This window comes from Lachnoclostridium phytofermentans, from assembly GCF_000733755.1.
Taxonomy (GTDB): Bacteria; Bacillota; Clostridia; order Lachnospirales; family Lachnospiraceae; genus Lachnoclostridium; species Lachnoclostridium phytofermentans_A.
This window is the reverse complement of record NZ_JPOF01000007.1, coordinates 544,479-567,342: the sequence shown is the minus strand read 5'-3', so window position 1 is coordinate 567,342 and position 22,864 is coordinate 544,479. Positions and strand designations below refer to the sequence as shown.

The following is a 22,864-nucleotide window of genomic DNA, read 5'->3' as shown; positions in this document are numbered from 1 at the left end:
CTTTATTATATTTATTTGAGGAATAATTATTGTAAGAACAATAACCCCGGATGCATTATTTCCAATGCAGCCTGGAAGGTTTCTTAGGGCGATTATAGTTTATAACTACCCATTTTCCTCCTCAAAACTGCTTTTTAAAATGCTTAAGTACTTCCATCCAAAAGGTAGCCAAAACAGCCACTAAAGCAAGGCATATTACTGGCAAAATTCCAACAGGCGTAAGCTTTAAATAATCACTGAGTACAGGTACATTAAGTGCTATCAAGAGAAATACAACTACTCCGCTCATCCAAATATTGAAGGATCGGCTTGAAAACACTCTCACCTTTGTTAAAGGTACATGATTTGTTCTCATATTAAGGGCCAGACATACATGACCAAAGAGCCATATTATAAATGCAAATGTCTGCGCGGTTGCAAGATCCTTTGTCGTAAACCAGCTAAAGAAGTACACAGCGAGTACTGCCGCCGAAAGTGTGATACCTCCGCTGAAAATACCTGTCATCATGTTTTTATTCATGAAACTTTCTTTTGGATCTCTCGGTTTTCTCTTGAGCAAATCCGACTCTGCAGGTTCAGCTACAAAGGATGTTGACGCCGCCAAATCCATAAATAACTCCAGTATTATTATTTGTATTGGTGAAAACGGAAGAGGCATGTTAAACAGTACAGGCACTAAAAATGATATGATTAGTCCTACTTTACAGGACAGATAATATTTTACACATTTAGACAAATTATCATAAAGTCTTCTGCCCTCCTGTATGGCATCTACGATCGACGTGAAACTGTCGTTCGTTAATATCATATCCGCAGCCTCCTTGGCCACGTCAGTACCCGATATACCCATCGAGATCCCAATGTCAGCTGCTTTTAAAGCAGGAGCATCATTGATGCCGTCGCCTGTTACGGCTATTACCTCTCCATTCTCACGAAGTGCTTTTACTATATTGAGCTTCTGCTCTGGCGAAATTCTTGCGAATATATTATATTTCTTGACAGCAGCAGAAAGACTTTCGGGAGACATTCTATTGATTTCATCCCCGGTAAGCACACCTGTCACCTTTATTCCTGCGTTTACAGCCACTCTTTTGGCAGTGCTCGCGTGGTCTCCCGTAATCATAATAACTCTAACGCCTGCACCGTTACTGTTAGCAATTGCTTCTTTAACACCTTCCCGGATGGGATCGTCAAAGCAGATGAGTCCGATTATTGTAAAAAATTTCTCAGAATCCACTTTATATGCTACTGCTATGGTTCTGTAGCCTATGGACATTGATTCCTTAAGTTTGTTCTCCATTTCATCGTCCTGCCTGGACATGGAGAATATGCTTTCGGACGCACCTTTCAAAACAGTGATTGTTTTTCCTTCATTTTGATAGAGTGATTGAAAAACCTTTCTGTTTTCATCAAAACCCAAATCTTGTATCAGCTTATAACGATTTAGGATTTCTTTTCTCTCGAGGCCCATTTCTTGTGCCTTATCAATAACCGCTTTATCCATCGGATCGCCCAAAAATCCGCCTTCGCTATCATATGCAACGTCCGCCATCAACGCTCCGATAGTAAACAACAGCTGCTCGTCTTTTGCCGCCCACTTTTCAATGCTCATTTTGTTTTCGGTAAGGGTTCCTGTTTTATCTGTAGCAATGACCGTAACGCTCCCTAAGGTTTCCGCTGCCTGGGTTCTTCTTATCAACACATTCTTCTTGGAAAGGTTAACTGATCCAAGCCCCAGTAGCATGGTCACGATGATCGGCATTTCTTCAGGAATTGTTGCAAATGAAAGAGACAAACCGGTCAATATCATATCCTTAAGCGGCAATCCTCTAAACACACCTAATACAGGGATGAGCACGCTAAATACTACTGCAATCCAAATAAGGTTTTTGGACAACTGCTTCATAGATTTTTGCAAAGGTGTTTTAGGCTCTCTGGCTTCCTGTGTGAGCCCTGCTATTTTCCCCAGCTCCGTATCCATTCCGGTATTGACCACCATCGCCGTTCCTTTGCCCTTGAGTATGATGCTGCCCATGTGAACCATATTCGTTCGGTCATGTAATCCTGTAGCCGCGGGCATCAGATCTGCGATTTTAGCAATACCCATAGATTCGCCTGTCAACTGTGATTCGTCTGCCTCTAGTCCGCTTGCATCGATAACACGGGCATCAGCGCTTATTTTAACGCCATTTTTCAATATGAGTATATCACCCGGAACTATGAGGCTTGTTTCTATTTCAACAGCTTTCCCGTCCCGCATAACCCATGTTGTCGGCAAAGCAAGCTTTCTCAATGATTCAATACTTTTCTTAGCTTTATACTCCGTGTAAACCTCTACCAATGTTACGGTAAGTATTACAAAAATAATCGTTATCGTATCGCCAATCTTGCCCCAAACACTGTATATTACCCCTATGGTAAGCAGTAAAAGAATTAAAGGCTCTTTTATCTCTTCAAATAAAATGTCCCAGAACGTTATAGTTTTAGACTGTGTGATTTTATTTAAGCCGCTTTCTTTCAGTCGTTTCTCAGCTTCAGCTGAACTCAGACCTTTTGATATATCAGAATTCAATGCGCTTTGAACGGCTTTTTTATCCATTGACCAAATTGCATCCAATTTTCTCATTAAAATTCCTCCCTAAATTAATTTTCATTGTTTAGCTCATAGACTTGATTGCTGAAATCATCTAATATTTGCTTGCATTTTTCTAACTCCTGCGCTGATACCGTTTTTAGCGAGGCATTGAAAAAGTCTCTTTTAGCAATTTTTTTGTGCCATTCAATAAGTTTGTTGTATTCATCTTCATTTTCCTCAACTTCTACAAATGAAAAATTCTCTTTTTCGGTTTCCTTTTCTATCTCACGGAAAAAATCCTCGCATTTATCTAATAGCTCTTTGTATTCTTCATCCCTTGCTTTGTTAAATAACTCGACAATATTATCTGAACCATTATCACTAACTAAAACACCTTTCAGTATATAAGCATCACCGTTGTTTTGTAAAATTTCATTTGATATTTCAGTAAAAATATCAATATGCTCATTGGATAAGGGCAGCATCCACATTGATTGTCCAATAATTACTGAACCACACTTTTTTAATTTTCTCCACACACTTACTCGAATCCGGGAAGGTTCTTTAGGTATTGTATAATTTAATATTAACCATTCCTTTTCTTCCAATTTATTACCCTCCTATTTTAAAATTAATGTAACCAGTATTACATGTAATACTGGTTACATTTTACTTTATTGAAATTTGATTGTCAATAGAGCTTTTGAAAAATTTTATTAATAACTGTTCTTATGTGTAGTTGCTTGGCATAGTAATGCCTCCAGAATGGCAGGTTTAGGTGAACTAACGTAAGTGGGTTTCATACACAAACTCTCACCGTTCCATACCTCTATGGAAGGATTTTTTTTGTTTCAGAATAATAGCGCAACAATCTTATACAAACACCATATTCCAGGATGTTGCTCCCTATCAGTTTAATTAATAACGCTATTGATTATAAAATCGAAATTTCTAAAGAGGGTAAATCAATCATGTACCTTGAGTAGACAAAAATGATGTCATTAGTAAAAAATCAAAGCCATGCAAAATGTAGTATAACTCTATATGGTGGTTAATGACTTCAATGATTATATTCGCATTTATTTTAATATTAAATAAATCAATCTAACTTTTCAATATTGATTATTCTGGAACTATCATAACGATACATTATGCATTTTTCACAAAAATAAAAATATTATATATCATATCTAACATTACCATAAAATAATTTCTATTGAGAATAAATTTTCTTAAATGATTACCTAAAGTTTAATCAAAATAATTCGCATATCCACTAAAGATTGAAAAGAAATATTTCTGTACTTACCCTCATAGTCTATCATCTCATGCTATCTTGCTTAATAATTGTCTCTACTATCTGATCACCGACCTCCTTACTTCTCTCCTGTTTCTGAAATGTTTCAAATGCTTCACTTCCATACTGACATTCCATATTTTCAGCTATCATTGAAATTGCTCCAGGTGAAATCACATCTCTATCCACTTTGTCAAAATCATGCTTCTCCATCTTGTTAAGTTCTATATCTTTCGCAAGATTATCAATTTTATCAATCACAGCATCTAATCGTAGTTCCATTCCCACAAATAGCTTCCTTTTCCATTCCCAAGGTTTCTTTGTTATCTCAGTTTTAGAAAAAGATTTTTCTACCATTGAATAATCTACCATTTCTTTATCAGCAAAAGTACGAAAAGCATTAGAAACAGATCTCCCTGCTTCCCTAATATCTGCCCCAAAACGATCAATCTTGACTATTGTCTTATCCGTTTCAATACCTGCTTCTCTTACATTCATGCGGAGCTTTTTAAGTTTTTCTTTAACTCCAAAAAACTCTGATATACGATTTAATCCTTCTTTTCCCTTTGCCTTGACTTCTGTAACAATAGATGTAGCTTTTTCTTTAAATTCCGTCTTAACTTCGAACAACTGCTCTTTCATGCTATTGCATAAAGCTTCCATGCGTTCTGATGCGTTCGCTAATTGTGCCTTGATAGATTTCATCATCTGTTGTTCCTGCAAATCATCAAGTTGCTTTTTTACTGCATTTAATTCTGTAGCAACCTGATCTAACTTTTTCTCAAGTCCATCTACATAAATTGCCGATTCAAAAATATCATTTGCTTTATCCTTCATCTGATTTTCTTTCAAAAGCCTAATTAGCTCCATTACCATTTCATCCTGTGTCAATGTAATATTCATTTTCTCCATATAACTTTCCTCCATTCTATATGAGGCGATGCTTTCGCACCGCCAAAATCATAAATATCTTTTAGCGAAATGGTGTCTCTCTCTCCTGTTGTCCAACACTCACTGCCACACTTCCTTGTACCTGTACCTGTGTCGCAGTTTCCAGTTTATCCTTCGCCTCCTGATATGACGATATTAATTCCCCATACAATTTCTCACGAAATTCCTTTGTTACTGGATAACAAACATCCTGATAGACCGCCTTCTGATTCTCATCCACCTGTTTTGTACGATAAGATGGCATTGCAACAAATAAACTCTCTTCTTTTCCTTGAAGAATGGATACATTATTTACAATAAAGCAATCTTCGAAATAAATGCGTGCTAGTCCTTGAATATTACTTCCTTCTCTTTCAAATGGAGTTACTGAAACTGAAAAACCAGGCATCTCTGTTCCCTCCTGGCTCTTCACTTCTTCAGTTTTATCTGCATACTTTGCCTTCTCAAAAGCCTCTAATATATTGTCATAAAGTTCCTCACGAAATTCTTTTGTAATTGGATTGCATACATCCTTATATACATTCGCACCCTTTTCATCTTTATCACTGGATTTGTAGCGTGGCATTGACACAAAAAGCTTACCCTCATTACTTTCCAAAATTGCAATATTGGATATTTTAAAGTCATTTCCAATGATTAATGTTGCAAAACCTCTTAGGTGAGATGCATTCTCACCTTGTTGCCTTTCATTTCCCTTAATTTCATTTGCTCTGATTGAATACTTCATAAAATCCTCTCTCTGTATGCTTCTGGCATACGTAAAAATATATTTTTATTAAAAAGGGACTGCCAAAATGACAATCCCAACTACAATAAATATTCCTGCTATAATCATTTATTTACCTAATATAATCACTAAAACATGATAGAGCATGACTACCTCCTCATATTATCCTGTCCGTTTAAGTAGTCATTTCCTCGCTCTGCCACATTACTGTCTGGAACGTCATTATCCTTACCTTCTACGCCATTCAAATCAACATCTTCCACCTTGCTGTTTTCAAGATCCAGCTCTGCATTTAACGCAAACTGCCTTGCCAGTTTCTCTTTAAGCTCTGTTTCGTACGAAAATGGCTTTTCATACTCCTGCTTTGACTGTTCCATGTCCCGTTGGTACTGATCTATCTTCTTAATCAGAAATTCTTCATTTTCAGATAACCCATTAAATGTGTTTTCAAGCTTGACCATATTACCAACAGGGCTCGTACTAAGTTCTGCTTTATACTCAGTCTTGCCACGAAGGACCATATAATTTACTCCCATATAATTCTTCTCTACAAGCAAATCAAACCCTTTGAATCTGCCAATTGGATAAATATCACCTGTCTTGCATTTACTGATAGCTTCAAGCATTACCGTCCCACCATCCACTCGTTCAGCAAATTGTGATTTACCAATGGTTATACAAAACTCTGGACTTGCGATTAACTGTTTGTCTCTCGTCATAATATCCTCACGGACACAGGCAAGTTTCTCTTCTGCTGCTTTAATAAGCTTCGGAAAACGTAGCATGAAATTATCCTGCAAACTATATCGCTGACTGTCATAAGATGCTTTTAAGAGTTTTAAACGTTGTACATCATTATCTAACTCCATCTTCTCACGGATAAGTGGATTACCTGTTGCAACAGCTTTAATCTCCGCGTAGGAAAGTGTAGCTTCATCAATATCCTCACAGGTTCTGGATACCGATTTACTTGTCATTACCTGACTGATAAATCGCTGCTTATTTTCCACTAATGACCAGGAATATGCATCAAAGGTTCCCTTCGTAACATATCTATACACTGCTATTTCAGAATTCTCATTTCCCTGCCTAATCCCCCTGCCTTCTCTTTGTTCAATACTAGAAGGTTTCCAAGGACAATCAATATGATGCATAGCTACTAAATGAGTCTGGACATTGACTCCCGTCCCACACTTATCCGTAGAACCAATCAATATTTTCTTCTTTCCTGTCCTCATATCCTTAAATAGTGCATCTCTTTGTGGATCGCTTTTCGCATCATGAATAAATGCTATTTCATTCGCTGGAATACCTCTCCTGACCAATTCTGACTTTACATAGTTGTAAATATCAAATTCTTCTGGCTGTTCCTCTGGTGACCAAGAAGATTTGGGTGTTCCAATATCGGAAAATACCAACTGACATCCTATTTTGTCTTCTCTGATAGCCTTCCTATACTCAAAAGCAATATTATCAACTACCTTATTCAGCTTTCCATCCGGATTATTTGGTGCATCTGAATCTAATAATCTTGCGTCGGTTCCTAACAGTCTAGCTTCATGTGTAATCTTCAAAAAATTATCTTCACTTGGATCCACTCCACCATTACGGATACGCTCTGCTCTTACCACGAAATTTTCCATCACCTGCTTTACGTAACAATCCGGTTCACTCTCAACAATGGTATACTTTTCATCTCGAAGTTTTGGTACCTCTAAATCAAGCATATCTGCGGTCTGCACATCTGCTACTTCTCTAAAAATATTCATAAGCTCTGGTAAATTCGTGAACTTATTAAAACGACTTTTAAACCGGAACCCGCTTCCTTCAACAGTAAGCTCCAACGCAGTTGTTACCTCTCCAAAGTTTGATGCCCAGGAATCAAAATGATAAATACCCATTCTCTCTAAAGCATTCTTTTGCAAATATGATTGCATAACATACATTTCGCACATTGTATTACTAATTGGAGTTCCTGTTGCAAACACGACGCCCCTGCCATCACTGATTTCACTAATGTACTGACATTTAAGCTGCATGTCCGTAGATTTCTTAGCGCCAGAACTTGAAATGCCAGATACATTGTTCATCTTAGAAAAAATAGCAAGGTTCTTATACCCATGTGCCTCATCCACCATGATGGAATCGATTCCTAACTCTTCAAATGTAATCAAGTCATCTTTTCTGCTTTCATCAGTAAGAGTTCGTAGCTGCTCTTCTAATTTCTTCTTCATGGATTCCATCTGTTTCACAGTCCATCTCTCACTATTTGCTCGCTTTGCATCCTCAATTGCATACGACATCTCTTCTATCTGCTCATTTATCATACGCTCTTTCCGTTCCGCTGAAATTGGCACCTTCTCAAACTGAGAATGAGACATAATAATACAATCATAATCTCCTGTTGCTATTCTTGAGATAAACTGCTTTCTCTTACTCTTCTCAAAGTCCCGTTCTGTTGCTACCAAAATATTAGCAGACGGATAAAGTCTTAAAAACTCTCCGGCTGTTTGTCCTATTAGAGATTTTGGAACCACCATTACTGTCTTATTGGCAAGTCCAAGTCGTTTTTGTTCCATACATGCTGCCATCATTTCAAAGGACTTCCCAGCACCAACACAATGCGCAAGTAAGGTATTTCCACCCATTAAAATTCTTGCTACTGCATTTCTCTGATGTGGTTTTAGTACAATCTCTGGATTCATACCAGGAAACTGCAAATGAGAACCATCATATTCACGAAGTCTGCTGTTATTAAATGTTTCATTATAATATTCCACATACTTCGCTCGGCGTTCAGGATCCTTAAAAATCCAATCCTTAAATGCTTCTTTGATCTGATTCTGTTTTTCCCTTGCAAGCATTGTCTCATTCTTATTCACAACATAATGATATTTTCCATCCCCATCCTCTACACGATCCTTAACTGTTACCGTCTTAAGATTCAATGTCTGTTCAAAAATAGAATAAGCATCCATGCGTCCAGTACCATAAGTCTTGGTAGCTGCCACAGAATGCTTATCCATTGATTTATTCTCAACAAACCATTCCATTGTATATTTGTTCAAATGAAGCTGAATTCCAGAATTATAATACTGGCTTCTGACCGCCCTCGCTCTCCTTGGAGTGTTTAGCAGTTCATAAATAAATTGTTCGTAATCCTCTGATTCAATCCAGGTACTTCCTATTCTTACATCAATCTCAGAAGCATCCAAATTAACTGGTTGTACCTGTTCTAATGCTTTTGCATTTACTCCAAACAATTCCGGATCATTTTCTGCAAATGCTTTTGCTATTCGAAATTTATCCCTTACATTACCTGATAAATATTCATCAGCACTCTCCCACCCTACATTCAAGTTATTCTCATTGTAAGCCATAGGATTTAGATAGATAATGCCTTTTAATTCTTCAATCATAATGTCTCGTTCAAGCTCTGCTCTTGCGTGCTCTGATAAGCTGCTTCCTTCTGGAAGTTCAGCCATCGCTTTTGAAACATCTGGATGATAGATACTAAGCATAAAAGGAATATTTACACTTCCATATTCATTCATAGAAACATTTAATGCTTCCACCGCTGTCTCTACTCTTTCAATCTGCACCTTCGGCTTAATCGTCTGTTTGTAAAACATATCTGCTTTCTTTGCAATTCCGTCTTCATCAACTACCTCCAAGGAACAAAGTAGCGGATAATCCGCATCATTACGAAAGGCTCTACTATTTTCTCTTTCCGCAATAGAACCGTATTTCTTAGCGAATACATCATACCTTTCATTCAAGACCTTCTGCTTTTCAGCTAATTCCTGCTCACTGCACCCCTGCGTCTGTATCTCTATTAATTCTCTGGTTACTGCTCGAATATTATCCATAGCCTTAATACGTTCTTCCATGTTTACACTCACCTCCTTACGGTACATCTGGGAATTTTCTCTGAAATAAAGTTTCCCATCCATAAAGGTATAAGTGAAATTTCTAACTTCGGGATTTGCCGGAATAATATCTTTCTGTTGATTATCCATATTTTCTAATAGTTCTAACTCTGGAATCGTGGCAGTAAGTTTTTTCACAGCACGCTGTAACGCCTCATATAGATTAAAGTTATCGTCATGGTTAACACAGGCTGTATACTTACTTCCCTCGCCAAACATGCGGTTATCGTATTCCATTGCTCCAAGCATCATATCGGGATGCTCTACGAAATAAGAATTTATTGCAATCCCATTCTCCGTATAACCTAAATGCACCCAATCCGGTTCTACAGACATTGTTCTTTCTCTCTTTTGAAGGAAAAGAATATCTGCTGTAACATCAGTACCTGCATTACCATGAAATGCTGTATTAGGAAGTCGAATAGCACCGATGAGTTCCGCTCTTTCTGCAAGATATTTTCTAACAGTAGGATTACTTTTATCAAGTGTTCCTTTCGTCGTAATGAATGCAACAATACCGCCGGGTCTTACCTGATCGATTGCTTTTGAGAGAAAATAATCATGAATACGAAAATTATGCTTATTATACTTTGGATCATATAGTTTATAGTCACCAAAAGGTACATTACCAATTGCCACATCAAAGAAGTTGTCAGGATAGGTAGTCTTTTCAAAGCCGTTAATGCTAATATTAGCATTTTGATATAACTGCTTTGCAATTCTACCTGAAATACTATCTACCTCGACTCCATATAAATTACATCCCTGCAATGGTGTGGGTAGACTTCCAAAGAAATTGCCGATTCCCATAGAGGGTTCTAAAACATTTCCATTTCGGAATCCAAAATTAATTAAAGCTTGATTCATACAGCTTGCAATCGCAGGTGTTGTATAAAAAGCATTATTAACCGTTGCTCTAGCAGCTATATATTCATCTTCTGAAAGCAGGTTACTAAGTTCTATAAATTCATGACTCCACACATCGTCTTCTTTGTTAAATACCTGAGCCAAACCGCCCCACCCAACAAACTTAGCCATTACCTGTTGTTCTTTTGGTGTTGCAAGTCTTCCTTCCTCCTCAACTACACGTAACGTATGAATTGCATCAATATTCCATTTGTATCTAGTCTTTGCCCCACCAGTTTCAACTTCCCATAAATTAAAATGGAAATTACGTTTCTGTGGCTTTGGTGCATTATATGAAGCTGATCTGCGTTCAAAATCCTGATATATAGGATTTTTCTTATCAAATGGTGTATCACTCCATAACTGATTGAATCTATCATCCTGTTCTTTCTCCACAAAACTACCAGCTTTAATTAGATATGCGCAAACCTCATAAATCTGTTCAAAAGTCACATCTGATTTATGCCGTTCTCCATCCCTTCCCTTATAATTAACCATAACACCCATCTGGCTCTGATTGTATTCAATCAATCCATAGGCATTATTAGAATACGCTTGGGAGTATTCTTTTCCACTGTGGTTGATTATTCTGGTAACAAAACTAATCTTGTCAGGTGGCAACAAGTTACTTTCATATATTACTTTAAGAAAAGGCTGATATGGTTTTATAGAAGAACATTCCGTAACATAAATCTCAATAGCTTGTCGAAGTTCTCCATCCATTAATTCTACTTGTCTTAATGACTCCGGAAATTCAGATCTAGAATTAATAACACTTCCATCTACATCTATCACTTCTCCATGCAGTAAATCATCATATGCTTCATTTTCCGCTTCTATTTCCGCTCTATATTCAGCTTCTGTAACTAACCGATCTTCCTCTGCAAGTTCTTCATCAGACATCCCTTGCATTTCATCAAGCTCATCTGGTATTGAAAAATCATCAAGCACTTGTTCCGCATCTGACATTTCAATGGCGTCCTCAGTAATATTGAGATCTTCTCTATCTCCATCCATGGATATTTCATCAATACTTGTTCGTGTTTGTATATACTCTCCAGTTAGAATTAATACACCGATTTCACTCTCTATTGACGACCAACTAACATAGCCTTCTTTCTCACCTTCCGTATCTTTCCATTGAAAGCGAAGTCCATTGGCTTTGAAAGAATCATAACCATGAAGACCATAACCCTCAATTGGCCATCCGGCACCGCCAAGACCATATTCCTTCTTTATTAGTTTGGTTCGTTCCGATGCTTCCATCACATTCTCATAAATATCACAAACACGTTTCTTGCCGCCTTCAAAACCAGTGCCACGTTTTACAACATCAACAATATATTCATGTGGTACTACAAGTTCTTTCTTTGGATGTATATATGTGAACTTAGAAGCTGATGTTTTTTCCATTGAAACGTCAAAAAAGGAAGCCTGATGATACTCGGCTTCCCTTGATTGTCCTAATGAATTTATTTCATCTAATTCTTTATTCAGTTCATTATCTTGTGCTTCTTCTAGTGGAACTTCAGATGTATTTTCTAATGAAAACGCATTACTATCTGACTTAGTACGATTTCCTCTGCCTGCATCTTCGCCTGTTCCCTTATCTTCCACATCTCCATGGTTGAATTGGGATCCACTGGTTTGTTCTTCTTTAGGTAACTCTCCATCAGTGTATCTAACAACTGGTTCGCTTCCTCGTCCACTTCGTGCATCTTCTGTGCTAGTTTCCCGAAGCGGTAAAGTGTCTTGTATCTGCTTACTTCGTTCTCCTTCAGATAATTCAGTGCCATCATTCCATATTTGCCTAGATTCAGAAGGTTTTTCTCTTCCTCCTGTGGTAATACTAGATTCGGGTACAATAGTCCGTCCACTTCCGTGTACGTTAATGTCACTTCTGCCATATGCTATTCTCCTTTCCGCAGAAATATCCTTCTGCCGTTCAATTGTTTTTAGATTTTTGCTAAACTCTCTAAGAACACTACAGGAGACATCGCATACAAGAGAACCAAGGCGGTAAACCACTTCTTCATCAGAAAAGTTTACAATCTGACTAAAATCCTGTTCTTCGCCGGATAAGTCAAACCCACATCTTGTTCCTACTGCATACATGATGCTTTTATACACCATCTGTTCTACAGTAAGCTCTTGCGTTTCATCATTAAAATCCTTAATCACACTACCTGTTAGTTGCATAATTTCTGTCATTCGTTCATCGAATTCCTCTTTTATTATACTCCGAACGTCAGTTTGTGTAAAGAGTTTTAGCTGTTCTTTCAAATATTCCTGTTCTGTGCCTTCAAGCTGAGTGATACGTCCTTCTGATGCCAGATAATTCATGTAATCCAACAAATTATTCTCATCTAAATTCCATGTTAATTGCCTATTCCTTCCACCCGTATCTGATATATCAAATACATGTCTCATATATGGCTTCAAGGCTCTTGATGGAAATATTGCTATTCCTTTACTTCCTTGTTTCACGAAACGGTCAACCTTTTTCCAAGTATCAAAATCAGCCACTAAGGTTGCTTGGGGACGTTGTGCATACACCATAAGAATATTATCAAACTCATAACGATATAACTGCCCAATCATATGACATACATCTCGCCATTTTCCTTCATTGGTAGTGACATCTTTTATCATCACATCATAAAGCTGTTGCACTTGATTATCTACTCTCATATACTGCTCCTTCCTAATTGTTTTTCAAATCACTACACAAGCTTAGGGCTAAACATACTCTTAAAAAGTTTATATTCTTCCTTATCAAGAGGTACAGAAAACTCCATATCAAGACCTTTGTCATTTGTCTTATCTTCCTTTGCTTTAATCTTCTTAACCAATCTGAGTAATACATAATTTTCTCTAGAAAGACCAATGCTTTGCTTAAAAGACAGTTCATTTTTTTCAAGCAGTTCCTGCTTTTCCATAATCTTGGCTGCTAAAGCCTGATTAACTTCTATTGCTTCTTCAATTCCAATGATTACAGTAGCCTTTGTTGCTCCACTTCTATCCCATTCCTTGTGAAGTTCATTTATTAAAAATTCCATATCCTTCATTAAATCATTACCTGCTAATTTACTCATATTAAAATCCTCCATCTTCTTATTGTTAGTTTGTCTATCTTGCCATGTCCCTACTGGTTTCTGGTATTCCAAGGAATTTACGGTCATACATACCAGCATTCAGATTTTTCTGAAAGACTTCCTCCCGACCAGTTTGAAACACTTCATAAATACTGTTTTGCGCTGTTTCCTTTACAGCTGTTTCAAGCAAAGAGCTATCTATGATCTTTCGATAAAAGTGAAATTTATCCGCCAGTTCATTTCTAAAATCCTGTAAAGAAATCACTTCTTTTACTTCTCCATACTTATCTCTAATCTCTCTAAAATCTATTGTTGATGGTGTTTGACTATAATAAATGCCGTGATTCCATTCAATTCCATACACCATGTTATTGGTACTTGGCATATCGCCTTTAGGATGTCGAACATAAAAATCCACACCAATTGCAACCATAAATTCACCATTACGCTCATTCATCAACATCAGATTTCTTGCGGCCAGTTTCTCAAGCACTCTATAATCTGAACCATTAAAATTATGAAGAATTTCGCCCTGTTCAAATGTTTTTATTACCGCTTCATAGGTGTATTGAATTCCTGAACCTTTTCCATCCGTTGTTATTCCTATCCCTTTGAGAATCTCTAGACTAGCTGCACTGCATCTTTTATCATCGAATTCCCAGGTATTGTCTGGATCATTAAAGTATCCATATAGAAATTTACGAAGTTGTTCTTCTCCATTACAGTAGCGAGCAGATATTGATTTATTTGAAGTGAAATATAATTCTGCCCAGTGCTCGGGTTCTTTCCAACTTTCACATAAATCTATCATTGCATCCACTGTCTCTGATGGTGAAGCATATAACGTTGACACTACGGATTCTTTGTAATCCTCAATTGTTAGAAGAAAATTAGTTTCTCTTCCCTTCCAGTTCTCTGTAACTAATATCATATTGTTTAGTTCCATATATAGCCTCCAATCTAATAGAGGGCAAAACCTATTGGCTCTGCCCTGTTATTCATACATATTTTATTTACTTGCACATTCGTAATTTGGTTATGACACTATGGTCTTCCAATCATGACAATACTACCTGTGCTAACATCACGGTAAATAACGCCTACCGTTTCATTTAATGCTTCTACTGCTTTACCATTTCCTACATAAATAGCTACATGACTGATATTCTTATACCGCCCATTACTGCAATAACTGTAAAATATCAAATCACCTGGCTGAATCTCTTCATAGCTAACTTCCTTTCCAGCCTCATCCAGCCCTTGACCTTCCGCTGCTGCTGTTGTTGCTCCACCATAGCTAATATCTATACCTGCTGCCTTCCATGAATAATATGCCAGCGAAGAACAATCATAATAGTTTCCACTGTCACGATAATCCTGACTATACGGATATCCAACCTTGTTAAGTGCATAAGTACATGTCTGCTTTGCTTTTGCATCTGTAATTCCACTGACTATTGCAGTAATCTCCGCCTGTGAAAGTTCTGAAACAGCATTGCCACCTCCACTTCCACCACCAGTACCACCTGTATATCCAATCAACACAAGATTTTCCGGATCCATTGTAATTTCAAGTAACTCAACTTCATCCGAATTAAAGTTATAAATAGAAATCATATCTCTATAGGATTTCAAGGTTACATTCACATGCAATACCGTTGTTGAACTTGTCGTTCCATCCTCATTTTCTACTGTTTCAGTTTCAGATGTTGTAGTATAACTGCACATATCATCAAAAACTGATTTAAGCTTTGCTTTGGATGTAGTATTCATAATTGTTGCAGTATCACCCACCCCATATTTCACCATGTATACCGCCATGATGTCATAATAGTTTGATGGGCTTGCCGACATACCTTCATAATCCACATATACGACAATTCCATCATCGTATCCAGTATGATTACTTGCTAACGTATTTACGTCACGATTGAATTCTGCTTCATACTGGCTTGTAACAGACATAACCGTGTCTCCGCTTTCCAGTGGCGGGAAAAATATAGCAAGGGGTGAATTATAGATAATTGCAATTATTAGAATTACGGGAAGCACAGCAACTGCAATTAGCAGAAACAATATAAGCAACGCAATTCCAACATATTTGATAATGTATTTAATTGCTACAGATGCTTGTTTAAAAATCAAATCTTTTACAAGTTTCGCAAAACTATCTGTCTGATTGTCCTCCGATTTCATCTTATCGAAAAAGAATTTTAACTTTCTATTGCGATTTGTTCGTTTCACATCATTTCTGTCTAGCTTAAATCCAACTGCTTCGCCCACTTCCAATCCAATTAATGGTCCTGCCGGACCTGTTGCCGCAGTCCCTGCTGCGGTTCCTGCCACCTTTGCTCCAACTTTAGCAAATTCTTTAGCCGCAAATTTAGCAGAATCTTTGGATGCCTTCTTTGCAGAATCCTTAGCAAACTTTCGTGCTGAACCAGTAGCTGTATCTCGAATCTTCTTCCTGCCAAGTTTCTTTCCATCTTCCACCTTCTTAATCTTAGCTTTGCGCTCTTCTAAAACCTTCTTGCGAAAAAGTGCTGCTCCTTTTGAAGCCGAACCAGTTACTGGTCTTGCTATAGTGGAAGCAATCATTGCACTATTTCGTATTTCTTCTCCACCTTCTAGCTGATTCACCGTTGTACTAGCACTAATTAATCCTGCGTTCTTAATAGTAGAATTCTTAATTTTTACAGAACGATTAGAATCTTTCCGCTTCTGTCGGTATTGATAAATTGGATTTAGGTTACGTAATCTATTTTGATGAATGGTACTCTTGCGATATGACTCCTTACCTTGATTCACTGACTCGGTCTGCTTTGTTGTGCTGCCCTTACTCATTGGCGAATGATCCACCGTATATACGTTATGACCTTTAATCTTTGCATCTTGATTTTCATGCATATGAATTTTGGTCTTTTCCTTGGTATGGATGATCATTGGTTTATCATCAACTTTCTTAATCTTCAAATTTTTCACCTTCTTTCATAAAAAAATGCCACTATAGAGTTAATAACTCCATAATGGCATTTTAATTACTATTTAGTTTGCGTTACATCTGTTCAAAATCACAGTTTTTTATATGGCAAGCATAAAGATAAGTCATTAAACATTTGCATCTGTTGCAAAAGCATCCGAACCCATTGGTGAAATTGTGACGTAAAGTCGTAAGACATCTTCACCGGTGTTTATAACCTGCAAGCTTTCCTGTCCATCAACCTGCATTAACTCGCCCACCTGTAACGAAGTTTCATTGCCATCAGTGACAACCTTAGCATTACCCTCCATGACTTGCAGAAAAAGGGTTGATTCTAGATGTGTATGTCCCGGTAGTATTTCCCCTTTTGCAATGTTTAGAATGAAGGCAATTACATTATCGCTTTTGAAAAGCATACGCTTTGCGATTTTTCCCTGTGGCTCATGAAAATAATCATTGAAAATAAACTTGTTCATAGATTAATCCTCCTTTAATTTAAGCTTTAACTATAATATACCCCCATTTGGGCATATTATAGTTAATTTCTTTTCTACGATTTGATATCTAAACCAATTTTACCATAACAAGCACTAGTAAACAATTCTATTCTACCATCATCTTTTTCGCTTTCTCCTCAGCAATCTTCTCATGAATATTGGTATTATAAAGCTTATAAATTTCTGTATCCTTACTTATTGTGTTGTCAAAAGGAATGACCACACTACCACATTTAATTAACCCCATGCCAGCTGAAGTATTTGTTACAAAACGAAGCTGTGCTTCTGAGATTCCAATCACTTCTGCTAACTTAGAGCTATCTGTATTAGCCTGTTTTAGCAATGCAACAAATTCTGAGTTAGCAAGCATTGTAGTTGCCACATAATTCTGTAACAAATCCACTACGTTCTGGGTAATTCCAGTACATAATCCGCCCTGTTTTCTTACCTTCTTCCACAACCCTTGAAGATATTTAGCAGAATATTCACGATTTAATAAAACATGAAATTCATCCAGATACAGCCAGGTCGCTTTCCCATTCTTTGCATTTTCAATGATACGATTTTGAATATTTTCCATCATAACCAACATGGTAATTGGAGAAAGTTCTGCTCCCAAATCACGAATACCATATACAATAAAACGATTTTCAATATCTACATTGGTCTGGTGATTAAAGATATTCAAGGAACCATTTACAAATAATTCAAGAGATAATGCAATATCCTTTGCTTCATCCTCTGGCTGTTCAAGCAACACCTGATAGAAATCAGACATAATAGGAATATACTTTTCTTTCGCTTTGGCAATATCGATATATAGTTTTCTTACACATCGATCAATAATTGATTTCTGTCTGGAATTTAAAGTATCTCCCATACACTGTTCACAAAGCCCCAGCATAAATTCACCTTTATCTCGAATCCAACCTTTCGTATCATTCAAATCCAAATTCCATACATCCATATCAAGCGGATTTACGTAGTTATCCGTGTAAGTTGACATATTAACTACAACTCCTTTGAATGTATGAGCAATATCAAAATACTCATTCATAGGATCCACGATAATAATGTCATCATCTGTATTGAGTAATACATTTCCCATCTCCTGCTTTGCAAAGAAGGACTTACCCGAACCAGGTACTCCGAATATAAAACCATTACCATTAATTAATTTCTTACGATTACCAACATTAATATTCTTAGAAACCTGATTGATTCCATAGTAATTACCGCCGACATCATTCAGTTCCTGAACATTAAAAGGCATTAAAACCGCAAGGCTCTGGGTAAGCATGGTTCTCATCGTTTCCACCTGTCTTACTCCAATTGGCAATGCAGTATTTAGTGCCTCTCTCTGTTTTAAATAATGTACATCTATGGTACATGAATTACGCTTTCCAATGGTTTGTACTGTTTCGCAAATACTATCAAGTTCCTTCTTTGAATCTGCCATTAGAACAATCGTAACCGCTACGTAAAACAGGCACTGGTCATTCTCTCTAACATCATCCATGATTTCTTCAATTTCCTTCTTCTCAGTTCTCTTTGCATAAGAGATTTCTGTTGCAAAATCATTATTCTTATTTCGTACCCTTTGCTGCTTAATAATATCACTTTCTATTCCAAGATATTTCTTCTGCAAAGTCTTTGTTGTCAAATCCTTTGGTATTGGCACTACATCAATACTAGTAATAGAATGTACTGGAAGACTCGTGATTTCATTTAAAAAGCGATCCGATAAACTGCTTGGATATTTCTTTATAAATAGTGCCTTACAAAATTTTCTCTCATCCTCAAAGTGCTCCGGAAAATATTTCACCATTCCATTGCAAAGGTCATTTGTAAAATCAGTTCCCACTATCTTTGAATCTTTCAGATCAAATTCAAACTGTTCTTCATTCCCTAAGTGATAATAATCGTAGAGTACCTTTAATCTTTCATTCCCTGTAAGGGGAACGATATCGGCTCCAAGTTCAATAAACGCCTTATGGACTGTTGCTTCCAAAGTTGCAAACTGCGCTTTTGCTTCTTCAAAATTCTTACGTTCAATTGTAAGCGTTAAATATCTCTGCTGCTCTATTCCCTGTCTCCCCTCTCTGATTTTGTCTTCAATAATGTCATTGTAGGTTTTACGGAAATGATCAAATCCATCTTTCTTATACTGTAGAAGCACAATTTTTCTTAAATCTACCATGTTCTTATTCTTGTTGTTGATTGTAATCTTAAAATTACAATCAAGCGAATTGAGGAATTTACAGTATCTTTCAAATACATCTATCTGCTCTTCCTCCTTTGTGGTGGTATAATTAATATCCTGAAAGCGGTAACTCTTTGAATAACGGTTCTTTGCCACCTCAAAGATTCCATTTTCCGCCACCGCCATAATTTCAATGGTTTCCTGAATGGACTTTGGCGTTTTGTAAATCGGTTCGCTTGCTTTCTTAAGCTCCTTAAATCCGTCTGAAAATAAACTCATCTGTTTGCCTCTCTTTCTATGCATTTTGCATTAAAATGCACTAGCCGGAACTTCCCGGCTAATGCCTGGATTGTCCGACCTCTTGATAGAGGTATAACAATATTTACATGTTACTAATGAAAAATTTTATATGCTACTGTTCCTGCTACTGCAAGCCCAACTGCTGCAATACAGCCAATCATTATACTCTTCATTTTCTTCTTCATAGCTTCAAATTCCTCCTGTTTTTTATTTTGATTCCGCTCTACTTGCCTTACTGATTTCTTGCCTTTTCCTACCTCTACTAGCTGATACGCTTTAATTGTTGCTTCGCTCTCAGTGGATACGTAGACCAATGCTTTGTTTCCAAACATCATATGCAGCTTTCTTTGCATCACATTATAAAAGCTCATTCCGTTATAGGAATAAAATCCTCCAAGTGCAATTGGTGCTACCACTGGTATTGCCACATACGCACTTCCTGTAATTCCGATATAGGGATACAGTAATAAGACAATCCCTGATCCACTAATCAAACTTGCTGCTGAAAATATAAGCTGTTTTGCTGATAATCCAAGTGCCACTGACTCCTGATATCTATCAACATCCTTGTTGACTTCAATTACCATAACCTCACCTCCGTTTATCTTGCCTTTTCCTTCATTTCTGGTGCTTTCGTAGCTCCAATACTTCGTTCATAAGCTTCCATCCCATCTGGACATAACTCACGAAGTTTCTCTGGATTAAATAAATAAAGGGGATATTCACAAAAGCCGCTACGTTTCGTAAGCCCTGTAAACTCCCCAATATCATTGTCCTCTATGAACTTCGCTAACTCTGGCATATTATTGGTGTCAATATAGCCGCAATAATCTGGTGCTTTGCTATCTAGATTGACTGTCATATCTCCATATGGTTCTGGATAATCTGAACTTGTCATAATCCCTATATACATACCGTTATTATCCAGGTAATTGTTAATTTCAAGTTGTACCTGTTCCGTACTTCCCCATTGTGTCTTTAATTCCAACGTCTCCATAATTGCTCCTTCCTATAATCCTAATGCCCTACTGGTTAAGTTTTGTGCACCTTTCACACTTCCGACTGTCATTGCAATTGTAAATGTCATCTCACATAAATAAATAAGCGTCTGTGCCCAATCTGCATAATTTTCTGTAAATGTCGGTAGTCCTGCACTAATGAATGCATTACAAACAAGAATTGATAATGCCATTGTTACTGCTTCCAATACCACCGACAAAAAGTACTTTGCATACGTTACAGCAGTATGATTTATATTTCTGTTTCCACCTACTGTTGAAAATGCTATAGCTCCTAAAGGCACGATTACTAATATCTTCAAGAATCTAAAGTAAACAGTGTATATCAGGAAAAACCCACAGATAATAATGATTATGGATAACAGTGCCGCTAGTATTAGCATAATCAAACTGGCTCCAAAACCGAGATTTGATATCACATCTGCCTGTGCACTATCAATAGAAAGTGTCGGAATATTTCCTTGCGTCATTAATCCAACCAAATTACCTATCGATGTAAAAAATGCCTTCATAATAGTTACGTTATTTACTACCAGCCATTCAGAAATTCCAACACGAATCATCATTTTTAAAATGACTTCAAATCGCATTTCTTCCCGAATGTCTACGCTTTCCGAACAAAATCCAATGACAAAAAACAGTACTACCAGAGATGAACCTACTCCAACGAAGATAGGTTCTATTCCTTCAATGACTGCCCACGGACCGCCGCCCTTAAAATCCACGGGCGACTGACCGAGCAATGAAAATACAAGTGCTATCTGATTGTTCCAAAAACCAAATACCATCTCCAGAAGGTCAAGGATCTGTTCTCCAAGATTGAAAATATCCATACTTGTGTCTCACCTCTTTCTGTTGATTTGGGAATCTAACCCATTATTGTTCCTAGAATCCTAAGATAGTTAAAACGGATGAAATACCCGCCATCATGACACCTGCCACAATACCCTTAAGTGCAGAGTTCATGGTAGAAGAATCCTGCTGCTGATACGCTTGTGCAAATTCCATAACATTCTTTGCAAGGATAATGACACCAACTGCGCCAATAATTGCAATAACCAATGTCTTTAAGTTATCAAGTGGCTGGGTTACTGAACTTGTGTCAGTAGCTGCCATTACTTGTGTGGAAAATAAACTGCAAGCCATAATGGCTCCTGAAAATGCAGGAATTACTTTCTTCTTCATTCCTACAAAAAAGCCGTCCTTCTTTGTTCCCTTATTTGTTATATTAATCGCTTTCTTATTCATAAATAATTTCTCCTTCTATAATTTTTTTGGACAAAAAAGCCGGATGGAAATGAATCAGCTTCATTTCTTCCGGCTTCGTTTATCTTCTATTATTAGTTGCATCTATAAAAACAGGATTGCTCCTGGGACCAATTTGAATCGGGCTTTCCCCGATATGTTACTGCGGTAATCACCTCCTTAAATTGGGCACAAAAATAGCCGGGGATTTTACCTCGGCTACGTCGTACTATATATGATTTTTTATTTATATGTTAATTATAAAGCTCTTGAGTATCCGGAAAGTTAGATACTGATCTTTTGTCGCCTCCTTGTATGCATTTACAAATTAAAATCTGAAGGCTTTATGATATGCTCAAAGCGAAATGCAGCGAATGCTTATTCTCCCCTATTTGCATTTTTAATTTCTGCTAACAACTGATTAGGATTATTTAAAAGAGCACCATGTCCATAAGCATCAAATATTTTAATTATTGCATTTTTATTAACCTTCTTAATTTTATTTGATAGCTTTTGTGGATACCGCTCTTTACTCCCATACCAGATTTTTAATGACAATATTTCATGTATATTCGCCGGTAAATTAAAAATGTAGCTTTCATAAAAGCAATTATAGATAGTATTTTTTGAAGCTCCAGTATACATTTTGTTTCTTAAATCATCAGTATTTTCAATCCCCATCATCTTCATCAAAAGAGTAGAGTTACCACTCATTGTTTTTACAGTCAATGACGTCATAAGCTTGGTTATTGCTTTTGAAAATATACCATAATTAGATGCATATAAACCATCAATTATCGCACTTTTAATTCTAATGCTAGTGTTTGAAAGAAGACTCAGCAAAACTGCTCCACCCATTGACGAACCGTATATTGTGTCAAAGTTCCCATTGTAGTTTTTTATAAGATAATCTGCAATTTTTTTGGATTCAACAGCAATTGACTCGAATTCGGAAGTCTCATTAGGATTATATCCATCTAACGAAACCGCAATAATATGATACTCTTTTTGAGCAACTGCAATAAAAGAAGAAAAACTCATTTCCCATGTTGTTCCCATCCCATGTATAAGCATTACATTTTCAGTGTTTTCTTTTCCAAACTCATAAAACTGCATTAAATATTCCCCCTTTGCACATTG

General features: G+C 37.0%; 16 protein-coding genes. All 16 read right to left on the bottom strand.

Annotated features, from left to right (window positions below; all coding sequences use genetic code 11):
• Window positions 1–121: 121 nt before the first annotated feature.
• Complete coding sequence (locus CC92_RS0118460; RefSeq protein WP_081870272.1) at window positions 122–2,626, bottom strand: cation-translocating P-type ATPase; 2,505 nt, start codon at window positions 2,624–2,626, stop codon at window positions 122–124.
• Between the two features lie 17 nt (window positions 2,627–2,643).
• Window positions 2,644–3,183, bottom strand: a complete 540-nt coding sequence (locus tag CC92_RS0118455) for a Chromate resistance protein ChrB (RefSeq protein ID WP_031420605.1) — start codon at window positions 3,181–3,183, stop codon at window positions 2,644–2,646.
• A gap of 713 nt (window positions 3,184–3,896) precedes the next feature.
• Complete coding sequence (locus CC92_RS0118450) at window positions 3,897–4,784, bottom strand: DUF6674 family protein (RefSeq protein ID WP_031420604.1); 888 nt, start codon at window positions 4,782–4,784, stop codon at window positions 3,897–3,899.
• A 61-nt stretch (window positions 4,785–4,845) separates the two neighbouring features.
• Window positions 4,846–5,550, bottom strand: coding sequence for a SpoVG family protein (locus CC92_RS0118445; protein WP_031420603.1), 705 nt, complete (start codon window positions 5,548–5,550; stop codon window positions 4,846–4,848).
• 149 nt (window positions 5,551–5,699) lie between these two features.
• Window positions 5,700–8,255 (bottom strand): helicase-related protein, encoded by a 2,556-nt coding sequence (locus CC92_RS23540; protein WP_278246076.1) that lies wholly within the window; start codon window positions 8,253–8,255, stop codon window positions 5,700–5,702.
• A gap of 3,671 nt (window positions 8,256–11,926) precedes the next feature.
• Entirely contained in the window at window positions 11,927–12,292 is a 366-nt protein-coding gene (locus CC92_RS23535) for a TnpV protein (protein WP_242847875.1), read from the bottom strand.
• A gap of 816 nt (window positions 12,293–13,108) precedes the next feature.
• Complete coding sequence (locus tag CC92_RS0118435; protein WP_031420601.1) at window positions 13,109–13,480, bottom strand: hypothetical protein; 372 nt, start codon at window positions 13,478–13,480, stop codon at window positions 13,109–13,111.
• A gap of 34 nt (window positions 13,481–13,514) precedes the next feature.
• On the bottom strand, window positions 13,515–14,426 hold the full coding sequence (locus CC92_RS0118430; RefSeq protein ID WP_031420599.1) for a hypothetical protein: 912 nt from the start codon (window positions 14,424–14,426) through the stop codon (window positions 13,515–13,517).
• A gap of 98 nt (window positions 14,427–14,524) precedes the next feature.
• Window positions 14,525–16,462, bottom strand: coding sequence for a C40 family peptidase (locus CC92_RS0118425; RefSeq protein WP_031420597.1), 1,938 nt, complete (start codon window positions 16,460–16,462; stop codon window positions 14,525–14,527).
• A 126-nt stretch (window positions 16,463–16,588) separates the two neighbouring features.
• A complete protein-coding gene (locus tag CC92_RS0118420; RefSeq protein WP_031420596.1) occupies window positions 16,589–16,936 on the bottom strand; it encodes a cupin domain-containing protein in 348 nt (115 codons plus the stop codon).
• A gap of 127 nt (window positions 16,937–17,063) precedes the next feature.
• A complete protein-coding gene (locus tag CC92_RS0118415) occupies window positions 17,064–19,439 on the bottom strand; it encodes a VirB4-like conjugal transfer ATPase, CD1110 family (RefSeq protein ID WP_031420594.1) in 2,376 nt (791 codons plus the stop codon).
• A 113-nt stretch (window positions 19,440–19,552) separates the two neighbouring features.
• Window positions 19,553–20,047, bottom strand: a complete 495-nt coding sequence (locus tag CC92_RS0118410; RefSeq protein WP_031420593.1) for a PrgI family protein — start codon at window positions 20,045–20,047, stop codon at window positions 19,553–19,555.
• Between the two features lie 14 nt (window positions 20,048–20,061).
• A complete protein-coding gene (locus CC92_RS0118405) occupies window positions 20,062–20,457 on the bottom strand; it encodes a DUF4313 domain-containing protein (RefSeq protein WP_031420592.1) in 396 nt (131 codons plus the stop codon).
• 12 nt (window positions 20,458–20,469) lie between these two features.
• Complete coding sequence (locus CC92_RS0118400; RefSeq protein ID WP_031420590.1) at window positions 20,470–21,312, bottom strand: hypothetical protein; 843 nt, start codon at window positions 21,310–21,312, stop codon at window positions 20,470–20,472.
• A 52-nt stretch (window positions 21,313–21,364) separates the two neighbouring features.
• Entirely contained in the window at window positions 21,365–21,727 is a 363-nt protein-coding gene (locus CC92_RS0118395) for a major capsid protein (RefSeq protein ID WP_031420589.1), read from the bottom strand.
• A gap of 375 nt (window positions 21,728–22,102) precedes the next feature.
• Window positions 22,103–22,840, bottom strand: coding sequence for an alpha/beta fold hydrolase (locus tag CC92_RS0118390; protein WP_031420587.1), 738 nt, complete (start codon window positions 22,838–22,840; stop codon window positions 22,103–22,105).
• Window positions 22,841–22,864 lie beyond the last annotated feature (24 nt).